The organism is Hydrogenophaga sp. PBL-H3 (assembly GCF_010104355.1).
Classification (GTDB): domain Bacteria; phylum Pseudomonadota; class Gammaproteobacteria; order Burkholderiales; family Burkholderiaceae_C; genus Hydrogenophaga.
In genome coordinates, this window is sequence record NZ_CP044972.1 from 771393 (window position 1) to 789793 (window position 18401).

The following is an 18401-nucleotide window of genomic DNA, read 5'->3' on the forward strand; positions in this document are numbered from 1 at the left end:
GGCGCTGCGTTGACAAGAAAAAGAAAGGGCTCCTATGAGCTGGGATTGGCAGGTGTTCTGCGAGGACACCATCGAACGGCAGCCGGTGCAGGGCTGCTTTGGCAAGGGCGGTGACATCACTTACCTCGACTGGATGCTGTCGGCCTGGGGCTGGACGGTGTCGGTGGCGCTGCTGGCCTTGTTGCTCGCACTGGTGATCGGGGTGGTGATCGGCACATTGCGCACGCTGCCCGACCGGCCCATGGTGGTGCGTCTGGGCAATGCCTGGGTGGAGTTGTTCCGCAACATCCCCTTGCTGGTGCAGATATTCCTCTGGTACCACGTGCTCCCCTCGATGTTTGTTGCCTTGCAGGGGGTCCCCGGCTTTGTACTCGTGGTGTTCGCCCTGGGCTTTTTCACCTCGGCGCGTATCGCCGAGCAGGTGCGCTCGGGCATCCAGGCCCTGCCACGCGGCCAGCGATACGCGGGCATGGCCATGGGCTTCACCACCTTCCAGTACTACCGCTATGTGCTGCTGCCCATGGCCTTTCGCATCATCATCCCGCCGCTGACCAGCGAAACGATGAACATCTTCAAGAACTCATCGGTGGCGTTCGCGGTGTCGGTGTCCGAACTCACCATGTTTGCCATGCAGGCGCAGGAAGAGACCTCGCGCGGCGTCGAGGTCTACCTCGCCGTGACTGGGCTCTACATCATCTCTGCCTTCGCCATCAACCGCATCATGGCGTTCATCGAGAAGCGCGCGCGCATACCGGGCTTTGTCGTGGCCGGCGGGACGGGGGGGCACTGACATGAACCTCAACCTCGACTTTTCTTTCTACAACTGGGACCTCATCAGCAACTTCGTGCTGAAGGGTCTGTACTTCAGCGTGATGCTGACTGTCGTGGCCACCATCGGCGGCATCATCTTCGGCACCGTGCTGGCGCTCATGCGTCTGTCGGGCAAGAAATGGCTTGAGGCGCCGGCCACGGTCTACGTCAACGGCATGCGCAGCATCCCGCTGGTGATGGTGATCCTGTGGTTCTTCCTGCTGGTGCCGTTGCTGATCGGGCGTCCCATCGGTGCCGAGGTGTCGGCGGTGATCACCTTCATTGCTTTCGAGGCGGCGTACTTCAGCGAAATCATGCGTGCGGGCATCCAGTCGATCCCGCGCGGCCAGGTGTTCGCGGGCCAGGCGCTGGGCATGAGCTATGGCCAGAACATGAAGCTGGTGGTGCTGCCCCAGGCCTTCCGCAACATGCTGCCAGTGCTGCTCACGCAGACCATCATCCTGTTTCAGGACACCTCGCTGGTGTATGCCATCGGCGCCTACGACATGCTCAAGGGCTTCGAGGTCGCGGGCAAGAATTTCGGTCGCCCGATCGAGGCCTACCTCGCAGCCGCCGTGGTCTATTTCGTCATGTGCTATGCGTTGTCGTGGTCCGTCAAGCAACTGCACAAGAAGATCGCCATCATCCGTTGATGCGCCCGTTAACCAGGAATTGCCATGATTGAACTCAAGAACGTCTCCAAGTGGTACGGCAGCGTGCAGGTGCTGACCGATTGCTCCACCAACATCCAGAAGGGTGAAGTCGTCGTGGTCTGCGGCCCGTCGGGCTCGGGCAAGTCGACCCTCATCAAGACCATCAACGCGCTCGAACCCTTCCAGAAGGGCGAGATCACGGTGGACGGCGTGCCGGTGCACGACCCCAAGACCGACCTGCCCAAACTGCGCAGCCGCGTGGGCATGGTGTTCCAGCACTTCGAACTGTTCCCGCACCTGTCGGTGACGGAGAACCTCACGATTGCGCAGATCAAGGTGCTGGGCCGAAGTCCCGACGAAGCCAAGACGCGGGGCCTCAAGATGCTCGACCGCGTGGGCCTGTCGCTGCACAAGGACAAGTTCCCGGGCCAGCTCTCGGGCGGCCAGCAGCAGCGCGTGGCGATCGCGCGCGCGCTGTCGATGGACCCGATCGTGATGCTGTTCGATGAACCCACCTCGGCGCTGGACCCCGAGATGGTGGGCGAGGTGCTCGACGTGATGATCGGCCTGGCCAACGAAGGCATGACCATGATGTGCGTGACGCACGAAATGGGCTTTGCGCGCAAGGTCAGCAACCGCGTGATCTTCATGGACGTGGGCGGCAAGATCCTGGAGGACTGCTCCAAGGACGACTTCTTCGGCAAGCCCGAGGCACGCCAGCCACGGACCAAGGACTTCCTCAACAAAATCCTGGCTCACTGAAGCGCCTTGAAAATACCGCCGGGGGGTTAGAGACGACCTGGCGACTCGTGCCTAAGCTTCATCCAGCTGCAAACCGGCAGAGGCCGCAACACCCCCCCCGTCCTGCCGGCGTGTTGCTCAACTGGAGAGCTCCATGGCACAAGTGTCTTCTTTTGCGCGGTTGGTTCTGGCGTCCGTTATCAGCCTGACAGGTCTCGCCCAGGCGCAGTCCGGACCTGTTCTGGACCAGCTTCGTGCTCAGGGAAAGCTGGTGTTGGCCCATCGGGAGTCGGCGGTGCCGTTCTCCTTTGTTGACGACCAGAAGAAGCCTGTGGGCTACGCACTGGACATCTGCCGCCGGCTGGCCGTGGCGGTGCAGCAGAAGATCGGCCTGACCCAATTGGCGGTCGAGTATGTGCAGGTCACGCCAGCCAACCGCATTGACATGGTGGCGCAAGGCAAGGTTCACATGGAATGTGGCTCCACCACCAACAACGCCGCCCGCCGAGACAAGGTGGCGTTCACCATTCCGCATTTCATCACCGGTGCGCGCTTGTTGGTCAAGTCGGGCAGCCCGGTGGACCGACTGGACCATCCCGCCCTCAAGACCGTGGTGTCCACCCGCAACACCACACCGCTGGCGGCTTTGCGTCGCCTCGATCTGGAGCGTTTCCTCAAGTTGCGTATTCTGGAAGCCGAGGACCACCAACAGGCGGTGGCCATGGTCGAGAGCGGCGAAGCCGACGCTTTTGCCATGGACGATGTGTTGCTCTTTGGCCTGGCTGCCGGGCGCCCCGACCCCAAGGCGCTGAAGGTGGTGGGCAGGTTCTTCACCACCGAGGCCTTGGCCATCATGTTGTCCAAGGACGATCCCGCTTTCAAGAAGATCGTTGACGATGAAATGCGTCGGCTCATCTACAGCGGTGAGATTCATGCCATCTACGCCACCTGGTTCGAGAAGCAGATTCCACCCAAAGGCGTGCCACTGAACCTGCCCATCAGCTACCTGCTGCGCGACTTCTGGAAGTACCCAACCGACAAGGTGCCTTTGTAGGCTGGTCGGTTTGCGACAATCGGGGCATGAACGCTGCGACTGTCACCCCCACCAACACCCTCACCATCACCCGGCCCGACGACTGGCACCTGCACGTGCGCGACGGCGAGGCCCTGCGCACCGTGGTGCCGCACACCGCGGCCCAGTTCGGCCGCGCCATCATCATGCCCAACCTCAAGCCGCCGGTGACCACTGCGGCGCAGGCGTTGGCCTACCGCGACCGCATCCGCGCTGCCGTGCCCGCGGGTATGAGTTTCGAGCCGCTGATGACGCTCTACCTCACCGACAACCTGCCCGCCGACGAGATCGCGCGCGCCAAGGACGCCGGGGTGGTCGCGCTCAAGCTTTATCCCGCTGGCGCCACGACCAACAGCGACGCCGGTGTGACCGACATTCGCAAGACCTACAAGACGCTGGAAGCCATGCAGCGCGCCGGTTTGCTGCTGCTGGTGCACGGCGAAGTGACCTCGCCCGACATTGACCTGTTCGACCGCGAGGCCGTCTTCATCGACCAGCAGATGATTCCCCTGCGCCGCGACTTCCCCGAACTCAAGGTGGTGTTCGAGCACATCACCACGAAAGAGGCCGCGCAATACGTGGCCGAAGCCAGCCCCTTCACTGCCGCCACGCTCACCGCGCACCACCTGCTCTACAACCGCAACGCCATCTTCACCGGCGGCATCCGCCCGCACTACTACTGCCTGCCGGTGCTCAAGCGCGAAACGCACCGCCAGGCCCTGCTGACTGCCGCCACCAGTGGCATCGACCGCTTTTTCCTCGGCACCGACAGCGCGCCACACCCGGCCCACCTGAAGGAGCACGCGGTGGGCTGCGCCGGCTGCTACACCGCGCACGCCGCGATCGAGATGTATGCCGAGGCCTTCGACACCGTGGGCGCGCTCGACAAGCTCGAAGCCTTCGCCAGCTTCAATGGCCCGGCCTTCTACGGTCTGCCGCGCAACAGCGGCACCGTCACGCTCAAGCGCGAGAGCTGGACCACGCCTGAGAGCTTCCGCTTCGGCGAGGCCGATCTCAAGCCGCTGCGCGGTGGCGAGGCGCTGCCCTGGCGGTTGCAGGCCTGAGTTCCTTGGGCTTGTCACCGGACTGGAGCGCGCCCTGGTTTGCGCCCGTGGCGGCCGAGGGGCTGGCGGTGGCCCAGGCGCTGGCTCGCGGCGTGGTGTTGCCGCAGGCACTCGATGCCCAGGGTGCCAGTCCGGTGCGCTTCGTGCCACAGGCCGATCTGCCCGCCGGCACGGCCTACGAGCAGTTCATCTTCGATACCCGCCAGGTGCCCACGCGCGAGAATCTGCACGATTTTTTCAACGGCCTGTGCTGGCTGCGCTTTCCGTTGACCAAGCAGCGGCTCAACCAGCTGCAGGCGGGCGAGATCGCACTCGCTGGCGTGCGCGAAGTGCGCGGACCGGTGCGCGATGCACTCACCCTGTTCGATGAAAACGCCGCGCTGCTGCAAGCCCCCCAGCCGCTGTGGGACGCCTTGACTGCGCGCGACTGGCAGCGCCTGTTCGTCACGCTGCGCCCGCTCTGGGCGCAGGCGCGGCTGGTGCTGTTTGGCCACGCGCTGCTCGAAAAACTCGTCACGCCTTACAAGTCGATCACCGCCCACGTGTTCAGCGAACCGGTGCCGGTATCGCTGGGTGACGACCTCGCTGCCTGGGACGCCTGGCTGGCCCGGTGCCTGAGCGCGCCGGTGTTGGTGGCCAAGCCGTTCACGCCCCTGCCCGTGCTGGGCGTGCCGGGTTGGTGGCCCGCCAACGATGATCCCGCCTTCTATGCCGACGCCAGTGTGTTTCGCCCCCGGCGTCCAGGCGCTCCCATGAACAATCCATGACCCTGCCGACATCACCTTCCTGGTCCCACCTGGATCTGGCGCAAGACGCCGACCGCGCCGAGCTCGCCGCCCACTTCCGTGCCACTGGCGTGCGCGACCTGGAGTGCCTGTTTGCCGACGTCACCGGCTACCCGCGCGGCAAGCTCATGCCGGCGGCCAGTTTCGCAGCCGGTGGCGAGCTGCGGATCTGCCAGGCCATTCCCATGCAGTGCGTGACGGGTGAGTACTCCTGCGACCCGATCTTTCCCGACAGCGACCCCGACGTGCGCCTGGTGCCCGACTTGTCTACGCTCAAGCTGGCACCCTGGGCCAGCGTGCCGCGCTACCTGGCGGTGCACGACTGCGTGGAGCTCGACGGCAGCCTCTGCGAATTCGCCCCGCGCTCGGTGCTGAAAAACGTGGTGGCGCGCTACCAGGCCATGGGGCTCACGCCGGTGGTTGCGCCCGAGATCGAGTTCTACCTGACCGCCGCCATGACGGACCCGGCCCAACCACTCACCGCCCCGCTGGGTCGCGGTGGCCGGCCCGAGGTGGGGCAGTCGGCCTTCAGCCTGAACGCCCTCAACGAACTCGCACCGTTCTGGGACGCCTTCCACGCCGCCATCGACGCGTTGGGCATCCGGGCCGACACCTGGCTGCACGAGGTGGGGCCGTGCCAGTACGAGATCAACCTGCTGCACGGCGACCCGGTGGCCCTGGCCGACCAGGCTTTCCTGTTCAAGACGGCAGCGCGCGAGATCGCCCTGCAGCACGGCCTGAACGCGGTCTTCATGGCCAAGCCCATCGCCGGCGAGGCCGGCAGTTCCATGCACCTGCACCAGAGCGTGGTGGATGCTGAAGGCCGCAACATCTTCAGCCAGGCCGACGGGTCCGCCAGCGACGCCTTTTTGCACTACATCGGCGGCCTGCAGGCTTTCACGCCCGACCTCATGCTCGTCTATGCGCCCACGGTCAACTCCTACCGGCGCTATGTGAGCGGTAGCCAGGCGCCCACCAACGTGGCCTGGGGGTACGACAACCGCACCGCCGGCCTGCGCGTGCCGGTGAGCCCGGCGGCGGCGCGCCGGGTGGAAAACCGGCTCGCCGGTGCCGATGCCAACCCCTACCTGGCCATGGCCGCCACGCTGTCGGCTGGCCTGGCCGGGCTGCAGGCGCGTTGTCTGCCGGGCGATCCGGTGCAAGGCAACGGATACGACCTGCCGCGCGGCCTGCCGCGAACTTTTTCCACCGCCCACGAACAAATGGCCCAGAGTGAACACGCGCCACGCCTGCTGGGTGAACGCTTTGTGCGGGCTTACCTGGCGGTCAAGGCGATGGAGCACGACAGTTTTCTGAGCGAAATCAGCGCCTGGGAACGGCGGTTTCTGTTGCCTCAAGTCTGACCATCGAGGTTGCGTGAAGGTCGTGTGGCTTGAAGAACCGCACAAGCCACCCCACTTATCATCCCGTTGTCTTTGACACTACCCGGAGTCCCCATGAAACGCATCCTGCTGTTCGTCCTGACCAACTTCGCCGTGATGGCGGTGCTGCTGGTCACCACCCGCATCCTGGGCGTGGACCGCTTCCTCACGGCCAACGGCCTGAACATGACGGCGCTGGCCGGGTTCTCGCTCGTCATGGGTTTTGGCGGCGCCATCATCTCGCTGCTGATCAGCAAGCCAATGGCCAAGTTCAGCACCGGCGCGCGCGTGATCAACCAGCCGCAGACGTCCGACGAAGCCTGGATCGTGGAGACCGTGCGCCGCTTCGCCGACAAGGCTGGCATCGGCATGCCAGAGGTCGCCATTTTCGAAGGCGCGCCCAATGCGTTTGCCACCGGAGCGTTCAAGAACTCGGCGCTGGTGGCGGTGTCCACCGGCCTGTTGCAGAACATGACCAAAGAAGAGGTCGAGGCCGTGATTGGTCACGAGGTGGCGCACGTGGCCAACGGTGACATGGTCACCATGACGTTGATACAGGGTGTGATGAACACCTTCGTGGTGTTCCTCAGCCGCGTGATCGGCTATGCGGTGGACAGCTTCCTGCGCAAGGGCGACAGCAACAGCAGCGGCCCGGGCATCGGTTACATGGTCACCACCATCGTGATGGACATCGTGCTGGGCTTCCTGGCCGCCATCATCGTGGCCTGGTTCAGCCGCCAGCGCGAGTTTCGCGCCGATGCGGGCGCCGCCGGCCTCATGGGTCGCAAGCAGCCCATGATCAACGCGCTGGCCCGCCTGGGTGGCCTCACCCCCGGCGAGCTGCCCAAGACCATGCAGGCGCTCGGCATCACCGGCGGCCTGGGCAAGTTGTTCTCGACGCACCCGCCGATCGAAGAGCGCATCGCCGCCTTGCAGCAGAGCTGATGGGCTCTGACCCAACAAAAAAGCGACCCGAGGGTCGCTTTTTTGCTGGGGGAACGCTGCGGGTGGCGCGGGGGCTTACCGTCGTTCCCAACGGTCGTTGTCTCGGTAGCCATCACGATGACCGTCCCGGTAGCGGCGGTCGTCGGGCCGGTAACCCGACCGGTAGCCGTTGATGTAGATCACCCCTGGCGAGACCTGGTAGCGCGGGTAGTACTGTGTGCCGATGGTGATGCGGGTGTTTTGCGGGTAGTACTCCACCTGAGGCTGGTACACGGGCGCGCTGTTGTAGACCGGCGGGGGAAGGACGTCCACCGGTGAAACGTTCAGGCGGATGTAGCGGCCCGGGTCCTGCGGTGTCTGCACGTTGTACTGGCGACCAGCGTATTCATAGACCACGTTGTAGGCCACGGTGCGGTTCTCATAGAACGTCTGCGTGCCGCACTGGCGGTAGGTTTCGGTGTATGGCTGACCAGGGCCTTCGATGCGGTCGCCCAGAATCGCGCCGCCGACCAGGCCGATCACGGTTGCCGCAGCACGGCCACCGCCATTGCCGATGGCGTTGCCGGCAGCTCCGCCGGCGATACCGCCGAGCAAGGCGCCTGCGCCGGATTTCTGGCCTTGGTAGGTCACGCGCTCATCGCTGCACACTTCGCGCGGTACAGCCACCTGCTGCACCACGGGCGTGCTGCTGATCACGCGGCCTTGCTCTTCCTGGGCGAGCGCCGTGCCACTGCCGGCCAGAGCGAGCAGGCCGGCCGCGATGGGGATGAGGGCTGGGGATTTCATGGGGAACTCCTGATGCGGATAGGTGGAAGTCTGCTACGGCGCGGTCAACCCGTGATGCACCGCGTGTAAAGAATCGTCACAAGGCGGGGATTTTTGCGGCATCTGTCGATTTTTTCCTGTCCTGAAGCAGGTCCTGGACCAGCGCTTCGGCCACTTTCAGGCCGTCGACACCCGCCGAGAGGATGCCGCCCGCATAGCCTGCGCCTTCACCTGCCGGGTACAGCCCCCGCGTGTTCAGGCTCTGGAAGTCGTCGCCGCGCGTGATGCGCAGTGGTGCCGACGTGCGGGTCTCCACCCCGGTGAGCACGGCATCGGCCATGTCGTAGCCCTGGATCTTGCGGCCGAACACCGGCAGTGCTTCAAGCATGGCCTCGATGGCGTAGGCGGGCAGGGCTGGCGCCAGATCGCCCAGCTTCACGCCCGGTTGGTACGAGGGCACCACCTCGCCCAGCGCACGGGACGGACGCCGCGCCAGAAAATCGCCCACCAACTGCCCCGGGGCTTCGTAGGTGGCACCACCGAGCTGGTAGGCACGGGTTTCGAGTGCGCGCTGCAGCACGATGCCGGCCAGTGGATGGTTCTGGCCAGCGGCGGCGAGTTGTGCGGCCTGTTCGGCGTAGCGCTGGCCGTCCGATTCACCGAAGGCCGCGGTCCACAGCGGCACATCCTGGGGAAAGGTTTGCGGGAAGTCGGCGGGCTCGATGCCCACCACCAGCCCGGCGTTGGCGTTGCGTTCGTTGCGCGAATACTGGCTCATGCCGTTGGTGACCACGCGCCCGGGCTCCGAAGTGGCCGCCACCACCATGCCGCCAGGGCACATGCAAAAGCTGTAGACCGCACGGCCGTTTTTCGCGTGGTGCACCAGCTTGTAGTCGGCCGAGCCCAGCAGCGGGTGGCCCGCGTGGCGGCCCCAGCGCGCACGGTCGATCACGCCCTGCGGGTGCTCGATGCGAAAGCCCACCGAAAACGGCTTGGCTTCCATGAAGACACCCGCGTCCCACAGCTGCGCGAAGGTGTCGCGCGAGCTGTGGCCCAGAGCGAACACCACGCGCTGCACCGGCATGTCGATCGTGTCTCCGGCGCCAAGCCGACGCACCTTCAGCGATGCGATGTGCTGCTGGCCAGCTTCGCTGGAAAGCGTGAGGCCGCACACCTGGTGCTGGAAGCGGATCTCGCCGCCCAACGAGATGATCTTCTCTCGCATGGCCTCGACCACACGCACGAGTTTGAAGGTGCCGATGTGCGGATGCGCGGTGTAGAGGATTTCGGTCGGCGCGCCCGCGTCAACGAACTCCTGCATGACCTTGCGGCCGAAAAACCGGGGGTCCTTGATCTGGCTGTAGAGCTTGCCGTCGGAGAACAGGCCGGCACCGCCTTCGCCGTACTGCACGTTGCTCTCGGGGTTGAGCACGTGTTTGCGCCACAGGCCCCAGGTGTCCTTGGTGCGCTCGCGCACCGGCTTTCCTCGCTCCAGCACGATCGGCTTGAAACCCATCTGTGCCAGGGCGAGTGCGGTGAACAAACCGCAGGGCCCCAGACCCACCACCACCGGGCGCTCGCTCTCGTCGGCCGGCCAGCCAGCGGGCGCCTGACCGGGTGGATGCCAGGCCATGTCGGGCGTGGGCTGAACGTGTGGCTTGCCAGCGTGGCGGGCCAGTAAGTCGGCTTCTTGCGCGGGATCGGCCAGCGTCACGTCGACGATGTAGACCGCGAGCAGGTCGGCCTTGCGGGCATCGAAACTGCGTTTGAAGACATGGAGGTGCGCGATGTCTGACGCAGGAATGGCGAGCACGGTGGCCGCCAGTTGCATCAGCGCGTCCACCGGGTGCGGCGGGGGCTCGCGGTCGAGGTCGGTTTCGGTGGGTGCGTCGGCGGCGCGGCGGTGCTCGGTGGGCACCTGGGCCAGGGGCAGCTTGAGTTCGGAGAGTCGGATCATGGCGGAGGTTGGCTTGTGGCGATCAAGCAGTCCAGGACAAAACCGGCATTGTCTGACACCTTCAGGAGTGTCATGACGGCACCGCTGGCTTCAGGCGGGATAATGCGCGGGTGAAGCGCGCCAGGCCGTCGCTGGCACAAGCCCGCAAGGGCACCCGAAAGGGAGTGCTGGAGGAACGTCCGGACTGCACAGGACAGCGTAGGAGGTAACACCTCTCCACCGACAAGCCGCAAGGCCCTAAGGTGAGGATCAGAGCAACAGAGACGAGCCGATTCAGTTCGGGTGAAACGGGCAATCTCTACGCGCAGCAATACCAAATAGGCCAGCCTGAGGCGACACGGTTCGCCGTGTTGAAGATCTTCGTGGTTCCGCGAGGAGAGCTGGCGGGTAGGTAGCACCGAGCCGGGTGGGCAACCCCCGGCCCAGATGAATGGCGGTCACATCCGGGCCTTCGCAAGAGGGCTCCGGATGCACAGAATCCGGCGTAACGGCGCGCTTCACACTTATACCGATGCTCAACTGGCGTGCAACAGGCACACCCAGGTTCAGAGCAGCCGTGGCATGTAGCCCGTGCGCAGGGCGTGCGCCCAGTCGGGCCGGCCGTTCTTGATGGCCAGTTGCGCGGTGGACTCGAAATCGTAAGGAACCGAGATCAGATCGACCTGCCATTGGCCTTGCAGGGTTTCTGCGATCGCGTACCGCGCATCCGGGCTGCCGTTTTCGACACGGTGGTATCTGGACAGCGGGTGTGCGCGGCTCACATCGTAGGCCGGCATGCCCACGGCGCCCGGGTTGACCACCAGCATGCCGCCCGGCAGGCGCAAGGCCCGCTGGACGTGGGAGTGACCGCAGGCGAGCAGTCGGATGCGGGCGGGCACGTGCTGGCCCAGCCGCTCGGCGATCTCGGAGCCCAGCGCCAGGCGCAGGCCTTCTCCCTCGGCCGTCTCGAGGAGGTACTCCACCGGACTGCGGGGGGTGCCGTGGCAGATGGCCACATCACCACCGAGGCGATCCGCCCACAGCTCGCCGGTGTGCAGGCGCGCATCGAGTGAATCGTTCAGCGAGGCAAGCCACCACCGCGCCGGATCGTCGAGTTCAGCGGCGGCGAAAGCGTCCGACGCGCTGCGCACGCCGGTGGCCGCCTGCAGCACCTGGGGATCGTGGTTGCCGGCGATCTGCAGCCAGGTCTGGCGCATCAGAAAGTGCGCGGTCTGCAAGGGCATCAGGGGGCCGCTGACCATGTTGCCCAGGTTGATCACTTCGTCCACTCCACCGCGACGCGCCATGTCGGCGATCACGGCATCGAGTGCCGGGAAATTCCCGTGCACGTCGGAGAGGATCGCCAGCTTCATCGTCCGGCTCCTAGAGGTTGAATCCGCCCAGGCTTTGCAGGCGCTCCACATGGGCCATCAGAGAGCGTTTGGCCACAGGCCAGAGCCGCTCGGGCACGTCGTCGTAGGCCAGCCGCACCCAATCGTCCGGTGTGCCTTCAGGCGCTTTCTGCAGGGCGCGCGCCACTTTGGCCTCGCGCTGCAACCGGTGCGCCTTGAGATGCGTAATGGCCACCAGCGCGCCGCCCTCGGCGGGTGCGCTGGTGTTCTCGGCGCTGGCCCGCAGATCACCCAGCACGTAGCCGTGCGCGGGCAGGATGAACTCCACGCCGTGGGTCCGGCAGCGGTCGGACAGTTTGTCGAGCGAATCGAGGTAGGCACCCATGCTGCCGTCGGGTGGGTCGATCACCGTGGTGCTGCCGTTGAGGATGTGGTCTCCGGTGAACAGCAGGCCGTCTTCAACCAGCAGCAGACACAGGTGGTTGGCCGCATGGCCGGGGGTGTGCACCACTTCCAGCGTGTGGGAGACGGTCGATTCGCCCGACTGCCCGAGCAGCACGATCTGCTCGCCATCGGCCAGCGAGCGTTCGGGCACGAAGCGGCTGTTCTCGCGCGCAGTCGGCTGACTGGGCAGTCCCAGGATGGGTGGGCGCTCCAGTCCGGCGGCCACACACAGGGACTGAAGCCGGGGGGCGCCGGGCGAGTGATCCGGGTGTGAGTGGGTGCAGACGATGGCCTGTATGCGGCCACCGGCGGCGCGCCAGAGCCGATCGATGTGCGCCGGGTCGTCCGGACCCGGATCGATCACGACATGGCCGCTGGCCGGGTCGCCCACCACGTAGCTGTTGGTGCCCGGTCCGGTCATGAAGCCGGGGTTGGGTGCGGTCAGGCGCTGCACGTTTCTCAGCAGCGGCACGGGCTGTTCGTGTTGCCAGTCCAGGCTGTGCGCGATGTGACCGTCGGGGCAGACCAGGGCGAGTTCGCCAAAAGGCGGCTCGTGTTCCATGTGGCGGGATTCCGCACCGTGCGTGATGCCGGCGCGCGGGCAACTGGTCCACAGCGGTTCATCGTTCACGGCACACGCGTCCAGCACCTCCTGCACCGAGGCATATCCCCGCAAGCGCTCCAGCGTGCGGATGGTGGGAAAGATGATGAAGAAGGTGCCGGCCTCGTGGCGCGCCAGTGCATCGGCGGCACGCACCCACACCGGCTCGAACTGCTCGGCCTCGTCGGCAACCGGGGCCTGGCCTTCGGGCATGCGGGCCACGAGGAAGGGCACGTCGAAGCGCCGCGGCAGGTCGCGGTCGGTGATCCAGTGGGCCAGCACGAACACACGCGCGCCGTCCAGCGTGAGGCCCTTCGCCTGGCACTGGGCCGCAAACGGGGCGTGGCGGTCCAGTGTCGCGATGTCGCTGTCATCCACTGGCGAACCATCGGCCCGGCGCGCCAGCAGCACGCCGAGCTCTTCAAAGCTCTCGCGGATGGCTGCAATGGCCTGTGTGAGATGCAGTTCGCTTTGCGTGGTGCGGCGCGTGGAGATGCCGTGGGACTGGGCATCCGCCGCGTCGATGCCACCGCCAGGAAACACGAAGGCCCCCGGCGCGAAGCTTGCCGTCATGGATCGGCGTGTCATCAAGACCTCGATGCCGGGGTGGGCCGGATCGGTGCTGTCGCGCAGCAACAGGACGGTGGCCGCCGCGCGCAGCGGGACGGGTGGGCGTTGGGGATGCAGGAGTTGGGTGGGTCTGACCATGGCGGCATTTTGGGGGATGGCGGCGTGCTTGTGGCATCGCCTGCGGGTCAGCGCCGATAATTGCCCGATGCACATTCGATTCACCAAGATGCAGGGGGCGGGCAACGACTTCGTGGTGCTCGACGAGACGCGTGGCCGACTGGGCCTCTCCGCGGCCCAATACCGCTTCCTCGCCGACCGGCACTTCGGCGTGGGTGCCGACCAGATTCTCAGCGTGCGGGCCTCCATCGAGCCCGGGGTGGACTTCGAGTACGTGATCCACAACGCCGATGGCGGCGAGGTGGAGCACTGCGGCAACGGCGCGCGCTGTTTTGTGCGTTTCGTGCACGACAAGGGACTGAGCCAGCGCAATCCGCTGCGGGTGAAGGTGGCCCATGGCGAGCTGGAGCTGCACGCCCACAATGACGGCCGGGTGACCGTGGACATGGGTCCACCCGTGTTCGCGCTGGACCGCGTGCCTTTCAATGCCCACGACCTGCAGCCCCAGCCCATGGGCAACTTCGAGCTGTGGCCATTGGCGTTGCCCTACGCAGGCGATGTGCCGGTGGCCGTGTTGTCCATGGGCAATCCCCACGCGGTGCAGCTGGTGGACGACGTGAAGAGTGCGCCCGTGCAGGCCTGGGGCCCCTTGATCGAGCGGCACGAGCGCTTTCCCCAGCGCGTCAATGCCGGCTTTCTCCAGGTGGTCAGCCGCACGCAAGTGAACCTGCGTGTGTTCGAGCGCGGGGCGGGCGAAACCCTGGCCTGCGGCACCGGGGCCTGCGCTGCGGTGGTGGCTGGCATCCGGTTGGGCCTGCTCAATGCACGCGTCGATGTGCACACCCAGGGTGGTGTGCTCACCATCGAATGGCAGGACAGCCACCGCCACGACAACGCCGTGTTCATGACCGGCCCGGCCACCACCGTGTTTGAAGGCGAGATCGACATTCCCGACATCGGCTGACCCCAGCCCCGACCCCACCGACCCATGAACACCAACAGCATCCCACCCATCACCGAAGACGACATCGCCAATTACCTGGCCAACACGCCCGATTTCTTCGAGCGCCACGCCAGCCTGCTGGCCGCCGTGCAGCTCACCAGCCCACATGGCCACCGGGCGGTGAGCCTGCAGGAACGCCAGGCCGAGATGCTGCGCGAGAAGATCAAGGGGCTGGAGCTCAAGGCGGCCGAGATGATCCGCAACGGCCACGAAAACACCACCATCGCCGACAAACTGCAGCTCTGGACCCGTGCGCTGCTGCTCACGCGCGAGCCAGTCGATCTGCCGGTGGTGGCGGTGCGCGAAATCGCCAACCAGTTCATGGTGCCCCAGGTGGCCATCAAGGTCTGGGGCGTGGCGCCGGCGTTTGAAGACCAGCTGTTTGCGCAAGGCGCCAGCGACGACGTGAAGGCCTTTGCCTCGTCCCTCACCCGGCCGTACTGCGGTGCCAACCCCGGGCTGGAAGCCGCAGGCTGGCTGGACGATCCATCGAGCGCCGCCTCGCTCGCGCTCATTCCCCTGCGCGCCGGCATTTCGCCGCAGGCGTTCGGCATGCTGGTGCTGGCCTCGGCCGACCCGCAGCGCTTTGCAAGCGACATGGGCACCGATTTCCTGGAGCGCATTGGCGAAATCACCAGCGCGGCCTTGTCCCGCCTTAGGCCCGAATAACGCCTCATGAACCTGCCGGTGCGCGCCACCTCCGCCACCCCGACGGGTGACGATGCCGAGCTGGTGCAGGCCTACCTGAACCATGTGACGGTGGAAAAGCGCCTGGCCGAGCGCACGGTGGTGCTTTACACGCTGGATCTCCAGCGCCTCACCGCCCACGCGACCGAGGTCCGGGTCGGTCTCAGGGAGGTTCAAAACGCCCACATTCGCCGCTGGATCGCGCAGATGCACAGCGCCGGGCGCAGCGCACGCGGCATCGCCCTCATCCTCTCGGGCTGGCGCGGTTTCTATGTCTGGCTGGGCCGCCAGGGCCTCATGGGGCACAACCCGGTGCAGGACGTGCGCGCGCCCAAGGCCGGCAAGCCGCTGCCCAAGGCGCTGGGCGTGGACGAAGCGGTGCAGCTCGCCACGCACGTGGAAGAGGCCGACCACCCAGCGCTGGAAGCGCGCGACGCCTGCATCACCGAACTGCTCTATGGCTGCGGCCTGCGCATTGGAGAGCTCGTCGGGCTGGACGTGGCGGCCAGTGGACACGCGCGCGGCTGGATCGATGCGCAGGGCGGGGAGGCGCACGTGCTGGGCAAAGGCTCGAAGCGGCGCAGCGTCCCGGTGGGCCAGGCCGCGCTGGCGGCGCTGGCACGCTGGGTTGAACAACGCAAGGTCTGGGCGGGCACCGACGCCGCCCTGTTCATCGGCTCACGCGGCCAGCGCCTCACCCCACAACACATCCGCGTGCGCCTCAAGCGCCGCTCGCGCCTGGCGGGCCTGGCCACGCCGCTGCACCCGCACATGCTGCGGCACTCGTTCGCCAGCCATGTGCTGCAGTCCAGCGGCGACCTGCGCGCGGTGCAGGAGTTGCTGGGCCACGCCAGCATCAGCACCACGCAGGTCTACACCCGGCTGGATTTCCAGCACCTGGCCAAGGTGTACGACGCCGCGCACCCGCGCGCCCACGCCAAGGGCAAACCGTCCAAGGGCTGAGAGCGCTCGGGGCGGGGCCGACAATACCCGCATGAAAACCATCCGCCTCAAGCCCGGCAAAGACCGATCCCTCCTGCGCCGCCACCCCTGGGTGTTCGACGGCGCCATCGCCAAAGGCGGCGGCGATGCGGGCGAAACCGTGCGGGTGGAGAGTGCCGAGGGGCAGTTTCTCGCCTGGGGAGCGTTCTCGCCCGCATCAAGCATCCGCGTGCGCGCCTGGAGCTTTGACGAAGCCCAGCGCATCGATGCCGACTTCTTCCGCGCCACGCTGGCGCGCGCCATCGCGCTGCGCACACGGCTGGGCATCGAGAGCGACGGCGTGCGGCTGGTGCACGGCGAGTCCGACGGCGTGCCCGGCCTCATCGTCGACCGCTATGGCGACACCCTGGTGGCCCAGTTCACAGCCTGCGGCGTGGAGCGGCACAAGGCGGTGATTGCCGATGCGCTGATCGAACTCACTGGTTGTGCGCGCCTGTACGAGCGCTCCGACACCAGCAGCCGCAAGCTCGAAGGCCTGCCCGAGGTCACTGGCTGGCTGCGCGGCACCGGCCCCACCGCGCTGGTGCTGCGCGAACACAGCTGGCAGCTCGGCCTGGACATCGCCCAGGGCCACAAGACCGGCTTTTACCTGGACCAGCGCGACAGCCGCCTGGTTTGCAGCCAGTACGCGCATCGCCTGAAGTTTGAGCACCTGCTCAACTGCTACAGCTACACCGGCGGCTTCACCGTGGCCGCGCTGGCCGGTGGTGCGAAGCACGTCACTTCCATCGATTCGTCGGCCCCTGCCTTGCAGCAGGCCGCGGCCAATGTGGCGCTCAACGGCTTTGACGCCGCACGCGGCACCTTCATGGATGCCGACGTGAACGCCTCGCTGCGCCAGTTCGTGGCCGAGGGCCGCCAGTTCGACGCCATCGTGCTCGACCCGCCCAAGCTCGCCCCCACCGTGGCACACGCCGAACGTGCCGCCCGCGCGTACAAGGACATCAACCGCCTGGCGTTCAAGCTGCTCGCGCCCGGCGGCGTGCTGTTCACGTTTTCCTGCTCCGGCGGCGTCGGGGTGGAGCTTTTCCACAAGATCGTGGCCTCGGCCGGGCTCGACGCTGGCGTGGACGGCGCGATCTTGCAGCGCCTGGGTGGCGCCAGCGACCATCCAATGACAGTGAATTTCCCCGAGGGCGAGTACCTCAAGGGACTCGTTGTCATGAAAAAACAGTAGGGTGTGCAGGCCGAGGAGGGCTCGCATACACTTGCGCGCTTCTTCCGATTGCCCACCCGATTGCTCATCACCGACACCGTCGCGCCCGCCATGTCCCTCATCCCCGCCACCATCCTCACCGGCTTCCTCGGCTCGGGCAAAACCACGCTGCTCAAGCGCGTGCTCAGCGAGGCGCATGGCCAGAAGATCGCGGTGATCGAGAACGAGTTCGGTGAAGAAAACATCGACAACGAGATCCTGGTGGCCGACACCACCGAAAACATCATCCAGATGAGCAATGGCTGCATCTGCTGCACCATCCGCGACGATCTGCGCGCCACGCTGCACGACCTGGCCGAGAAGAAGCGCAAGGGCGAACTCGATTTCGACCGCGTGGTGATCGAAACCACCGGCCTGGCCGATCCCGGCCCGGTGGCGCAAACCTTCTTCATGGACGATGAGGTGGCCGAGCAGTACCTGCTGGACTCCATCCTCACCCTGGTGGACGCCAAGCACGCCGCGCAGCAGCTCAACGATCGCCAGGAGGCGCGCCGCCAGGTCGGCTTTGCCGACCAGATATTCATCAGCAAGGCCGATCTGGTCAGCGACGAAGACCTCGATGCGCTGACGCACCGCCTCAAGCACATGAACCCGCGCGCCCCCATGCGTCCGGTGCATTTCGGCGAGGTGGCACTCAAGGAAGTGTTCGATCTGCGCGGCTTCAACCTCAACGCCAAGCTCGACATCGACCCCGATTTCCTCAAGGCCGACGAGCACGATCATGGCCACGAGCACCACGACCATGCTCACAGCGAGCATTGCGACCACCCGTCGCACCAGCACGATCACGACCATGGTCACGAAGGGCAGGGACACCACCACCATCATCATGACGATGACGTGAAGAGCTTCGTCTACCGCGCGACCCGGCCGTTCAATCCCGCCAAGCTCGAAGACTTCCTGGGCGCCATCGTGCAGGTCTACGGCCCGCGCATGCTGCGCTACAAAGGCGTGCTCGATCTGGAGGGCACGGACCGCAAGGTGATCTTCCAGGGCGTGCACCAGCTGATGGGCAGCGATCTTGGCCCGCCATGGGCCGAAGGTGAGCAGCGAACCAGCAAGATGGTTTTCATCGGCATCGACCTGCCGCGCGACATCCTGGAACAGGGCCTCGACCAGAGCCTGGTCTGACGTCCGCGCAACCGTGCTGTTTGTCTCGCTTCTCCAACGCCTGGGTTTCCCCTCCCGACCGGATTCCGGTAGCGCCGCTGCCACCTCGTTACAATCGCGCCCCATGCCGGTGGCCCGGCGGTCTT

The 18401-nt window shown here is 66.0% G+C and carries 17 protein-coding genes and 1 other RNA gene; 14 read left to right on the top strand and 4 right to left on the bottom strand.

Going from position 1 to position 18401, the window contains the following annotated elements; genetic code table 11:
* Positions 1-34 precede the first annotated feature (34 nt).
* The 8 genes from F9Z44_RS03680 (at position 35) to htpX (ending at position 7452) form a co-directional block, all read left to right on the top strand.
* Positions 35-790: an amino acid ABC transporter permease gene (locus tag F9Z44_RS03680; protein WP_159603703.1), complete on the top strand. Its 756-nt coding sequence runs from the start codon at positions 35-37 to the stop codon at positions 788-790.
* A 1-nt stretch (position 791) separates the two neighbouring features.
* Positions 792-1463, top strand: a complete 672-nt coding sequence (locus tag F9Z44_RS03685; protein WP_159603705.1) for an amino acid ABC transporter permease — start codon at positions 792-794, stop codon at positions 1461-1463.
* Between the two features lie 24 nt (positions 1464-1487).
* The gene (locus F9Z44_RS03690) at positions 1488-2225 is read left to right on the top strand and encodes an amino acid ABC transporter ATP-binding protein (protein WP_159603707.1); all 738 of its coding nucleotides are present in this window, start codon (positions 1488-1490) and stop codon (positions 2223-2225) included.
* A 133-nt stretch (positions 2226-2358) separates the two neighbouring features.
* The gene (locus F9Z44_RS03695) at positions 2359-3258 is read left to right on the top strand and encodes an amino acid ABC transporter substrate-binding protein (RefSeq protein WP_159603709.1); all 900 of its coding nucleotides are present in this window, start codon (positions 2359-2361) and stop codon (positions 3256-3258) included.
* A 26-nt stretch (positions 3259-3284) separates the two neighbouring features.
* Positions 3285-4340 carry a dihydroorotase gene (pyrC, locus tag F9Z44_RS03700; protein ID WP_159603711.1) on the top strand — a complete coding sequence of 352 codons (1056 nt, stop codon included), beginning with the start codon at positions 3285-3287 and terminating at the stop codon, positions 4338-4340.
* 11 nt (positions 4341-4351) lie between these two features.
* Positions 4352-5107 carry a DUF3025 domain-containing protein gene (locus F9Z44_RS03705; RefSeq protein WP_159608562.1) on the top strand — a complete coding sequence of 252 codons (756 nt, stop codon included), beginning with the start codon at positions 4352-4354 and terminating at the stop codon, positions 5105-5107.
* Positions 5104-6489, top strand: a complete 1386-nt coding sequence (locus F9Z44_RS03710) for a glutamine synthetase family protein (RefSeq protein WP_201450002.1) — start codon at positions 5104-5106, stop codon at positions 6487-6489. Before F9Z44_RS03705 ends, F9Z44_RS03710 begins: the two co-directional genes overlap by 4 nt.
* Positions 6490-6582: 93 nt before the next feature.
* Positions 6583-7452, top strand: a complete 870-nt coding sequence (htpX, locus tag F9Z44_RS03715) for a protease HtpX (RefSeq protein WP_159603713.1) — start codon at positions 6583-6585, stop codon at positions 7450-7452.
* A gap of 75 nt (positions 7453-7527) precedes the next feature.
* On the opposite strand, the gene F9Z44_RS03720 is transcribed toward htpX, so the two are convergent.
* Together F9Z44_RS03720 and F9Z44_RS03725 are read right to left on the bottom strand one after the other, a co-directional pair.
* Entirely contained in the window at positions 7528-8238 is a 711-nt protein-coding gene (locus tag F9Z44_RS03720; RefSeq protein WP_236574241.1) for a glycine zipper 2TM domain-containing protein, read from the bottom strand.
* A gap of 76 nt (positions 8239-8314) precedes the next feature.
* Positions 8315-10174: an NAD(P)/FAD-dependent oxidoreductase gene (locus tag F9Z44_RS03725; protein WP_159603715.1), complete on the bottom strand. Its 1860-nt coding sequence runs from the start codon at positions 10172-10174 to the stop codon at positions 8315-8317.
* A gap of 112 nt (positions 10175-10286) precedes the next feature.
* Between F9Z44_RS03725 and rnpB the strand changes: the two genes are divergently transcribed.
* Positions 10287-10677, top strand: an RNA gene (gene rnpB, locus F9Z44_RS03730) — RNase P RNA component class A.
* A gap of 42 nt (positions 10678-10719) precedes the next feature.
* Here the strand turns inward: rnpB and F9Z44_RS03735 are convergent.
* Positions 10720-11526, bottom strand: coding sequence for a metallophosphoesterase family protein (locus tag F9Z44_RS03735; protein WP_159603717.1), 807 nt, complete (start codon positions 11524-11526; stop codon positions 10720-10722).
* A 10-nt stretch (positions 11527-11536) separates the two neighbouring features.
* Positions 11537-13258 (bottom strand): MBL fold metallo-hydrolase, encoded by a 1722-nt coding sequence (locus tag F9Z44_RS03740; RefSeq protein ID WP_159603719.1) that lies wholly within the window; start codon positions 13256-13258, stop codon positions 11537-11539.
* A gap of 67 nt (positions 13259-13325) precedes the next feature.
* On the opposite strand from F9Z44_RS03740, the gene dapF reads away from it, so the two are divergent.
* The 5 genes from dapF to F9Z44_RS03765 all read left to right on the top strand — a co-directional run bounded on the left by dapF (position 13326) and on the right by F9Z44_RS03765 (position 18276).
* Entirely contained in the window at positions 13326-14201 is an 876-nt protein-coding gene (gene dapF / locus F9Z44_RS03745; protein WP_159603721.1) for a diaminopimelate epimerase, read from the top strand.
* A 24-nt stretch (positions 14202-14225) separates the two neighbouring features.
* Positions 14226-14909, top strand: coding sequence for a DUF484 family protein (locus tag F9Z44_RS03750; protein ID WP_159603723.1), 684 nt, complete (start codon positions 14226-14228; stop codon positions 14907-14909).
* 6 nt (positions 14910-14915) lie between these two features.
* A complete protein-coding gene (locus F9Z44_RS03755; RefSeq protein WP_159603725.1) occupies positions 14916-15890 on the top strand; it encodes a tyrosine recombinase XerC in 975 nt (324 codons plus the stop codon).
* 31 nt (positions 15891-15921) lie between these two features.
* Entirely contained in the window at positions 15922-17106 is a 1185-nt protein-coding gene (locus tag F9Z44_RS03760) for a class I SAM-dependent rRNA methyltransferase (RefSeq protein ID WP_159603727.1), read from the top strand.
* A gap of 90 nt (positions 17107-17196) precedes the next feature.
* A complete protein-coding gene (locus F9Z44_RS03765; protein WP_159603729.1) occupies positions 17197-18276 on the top strand; it encodes a CobW family GTP-binding protein in 1080 nt (359 codons plus the stop codon).
* Positions 18277-18401: the final 125 nt, after the last annotated feature.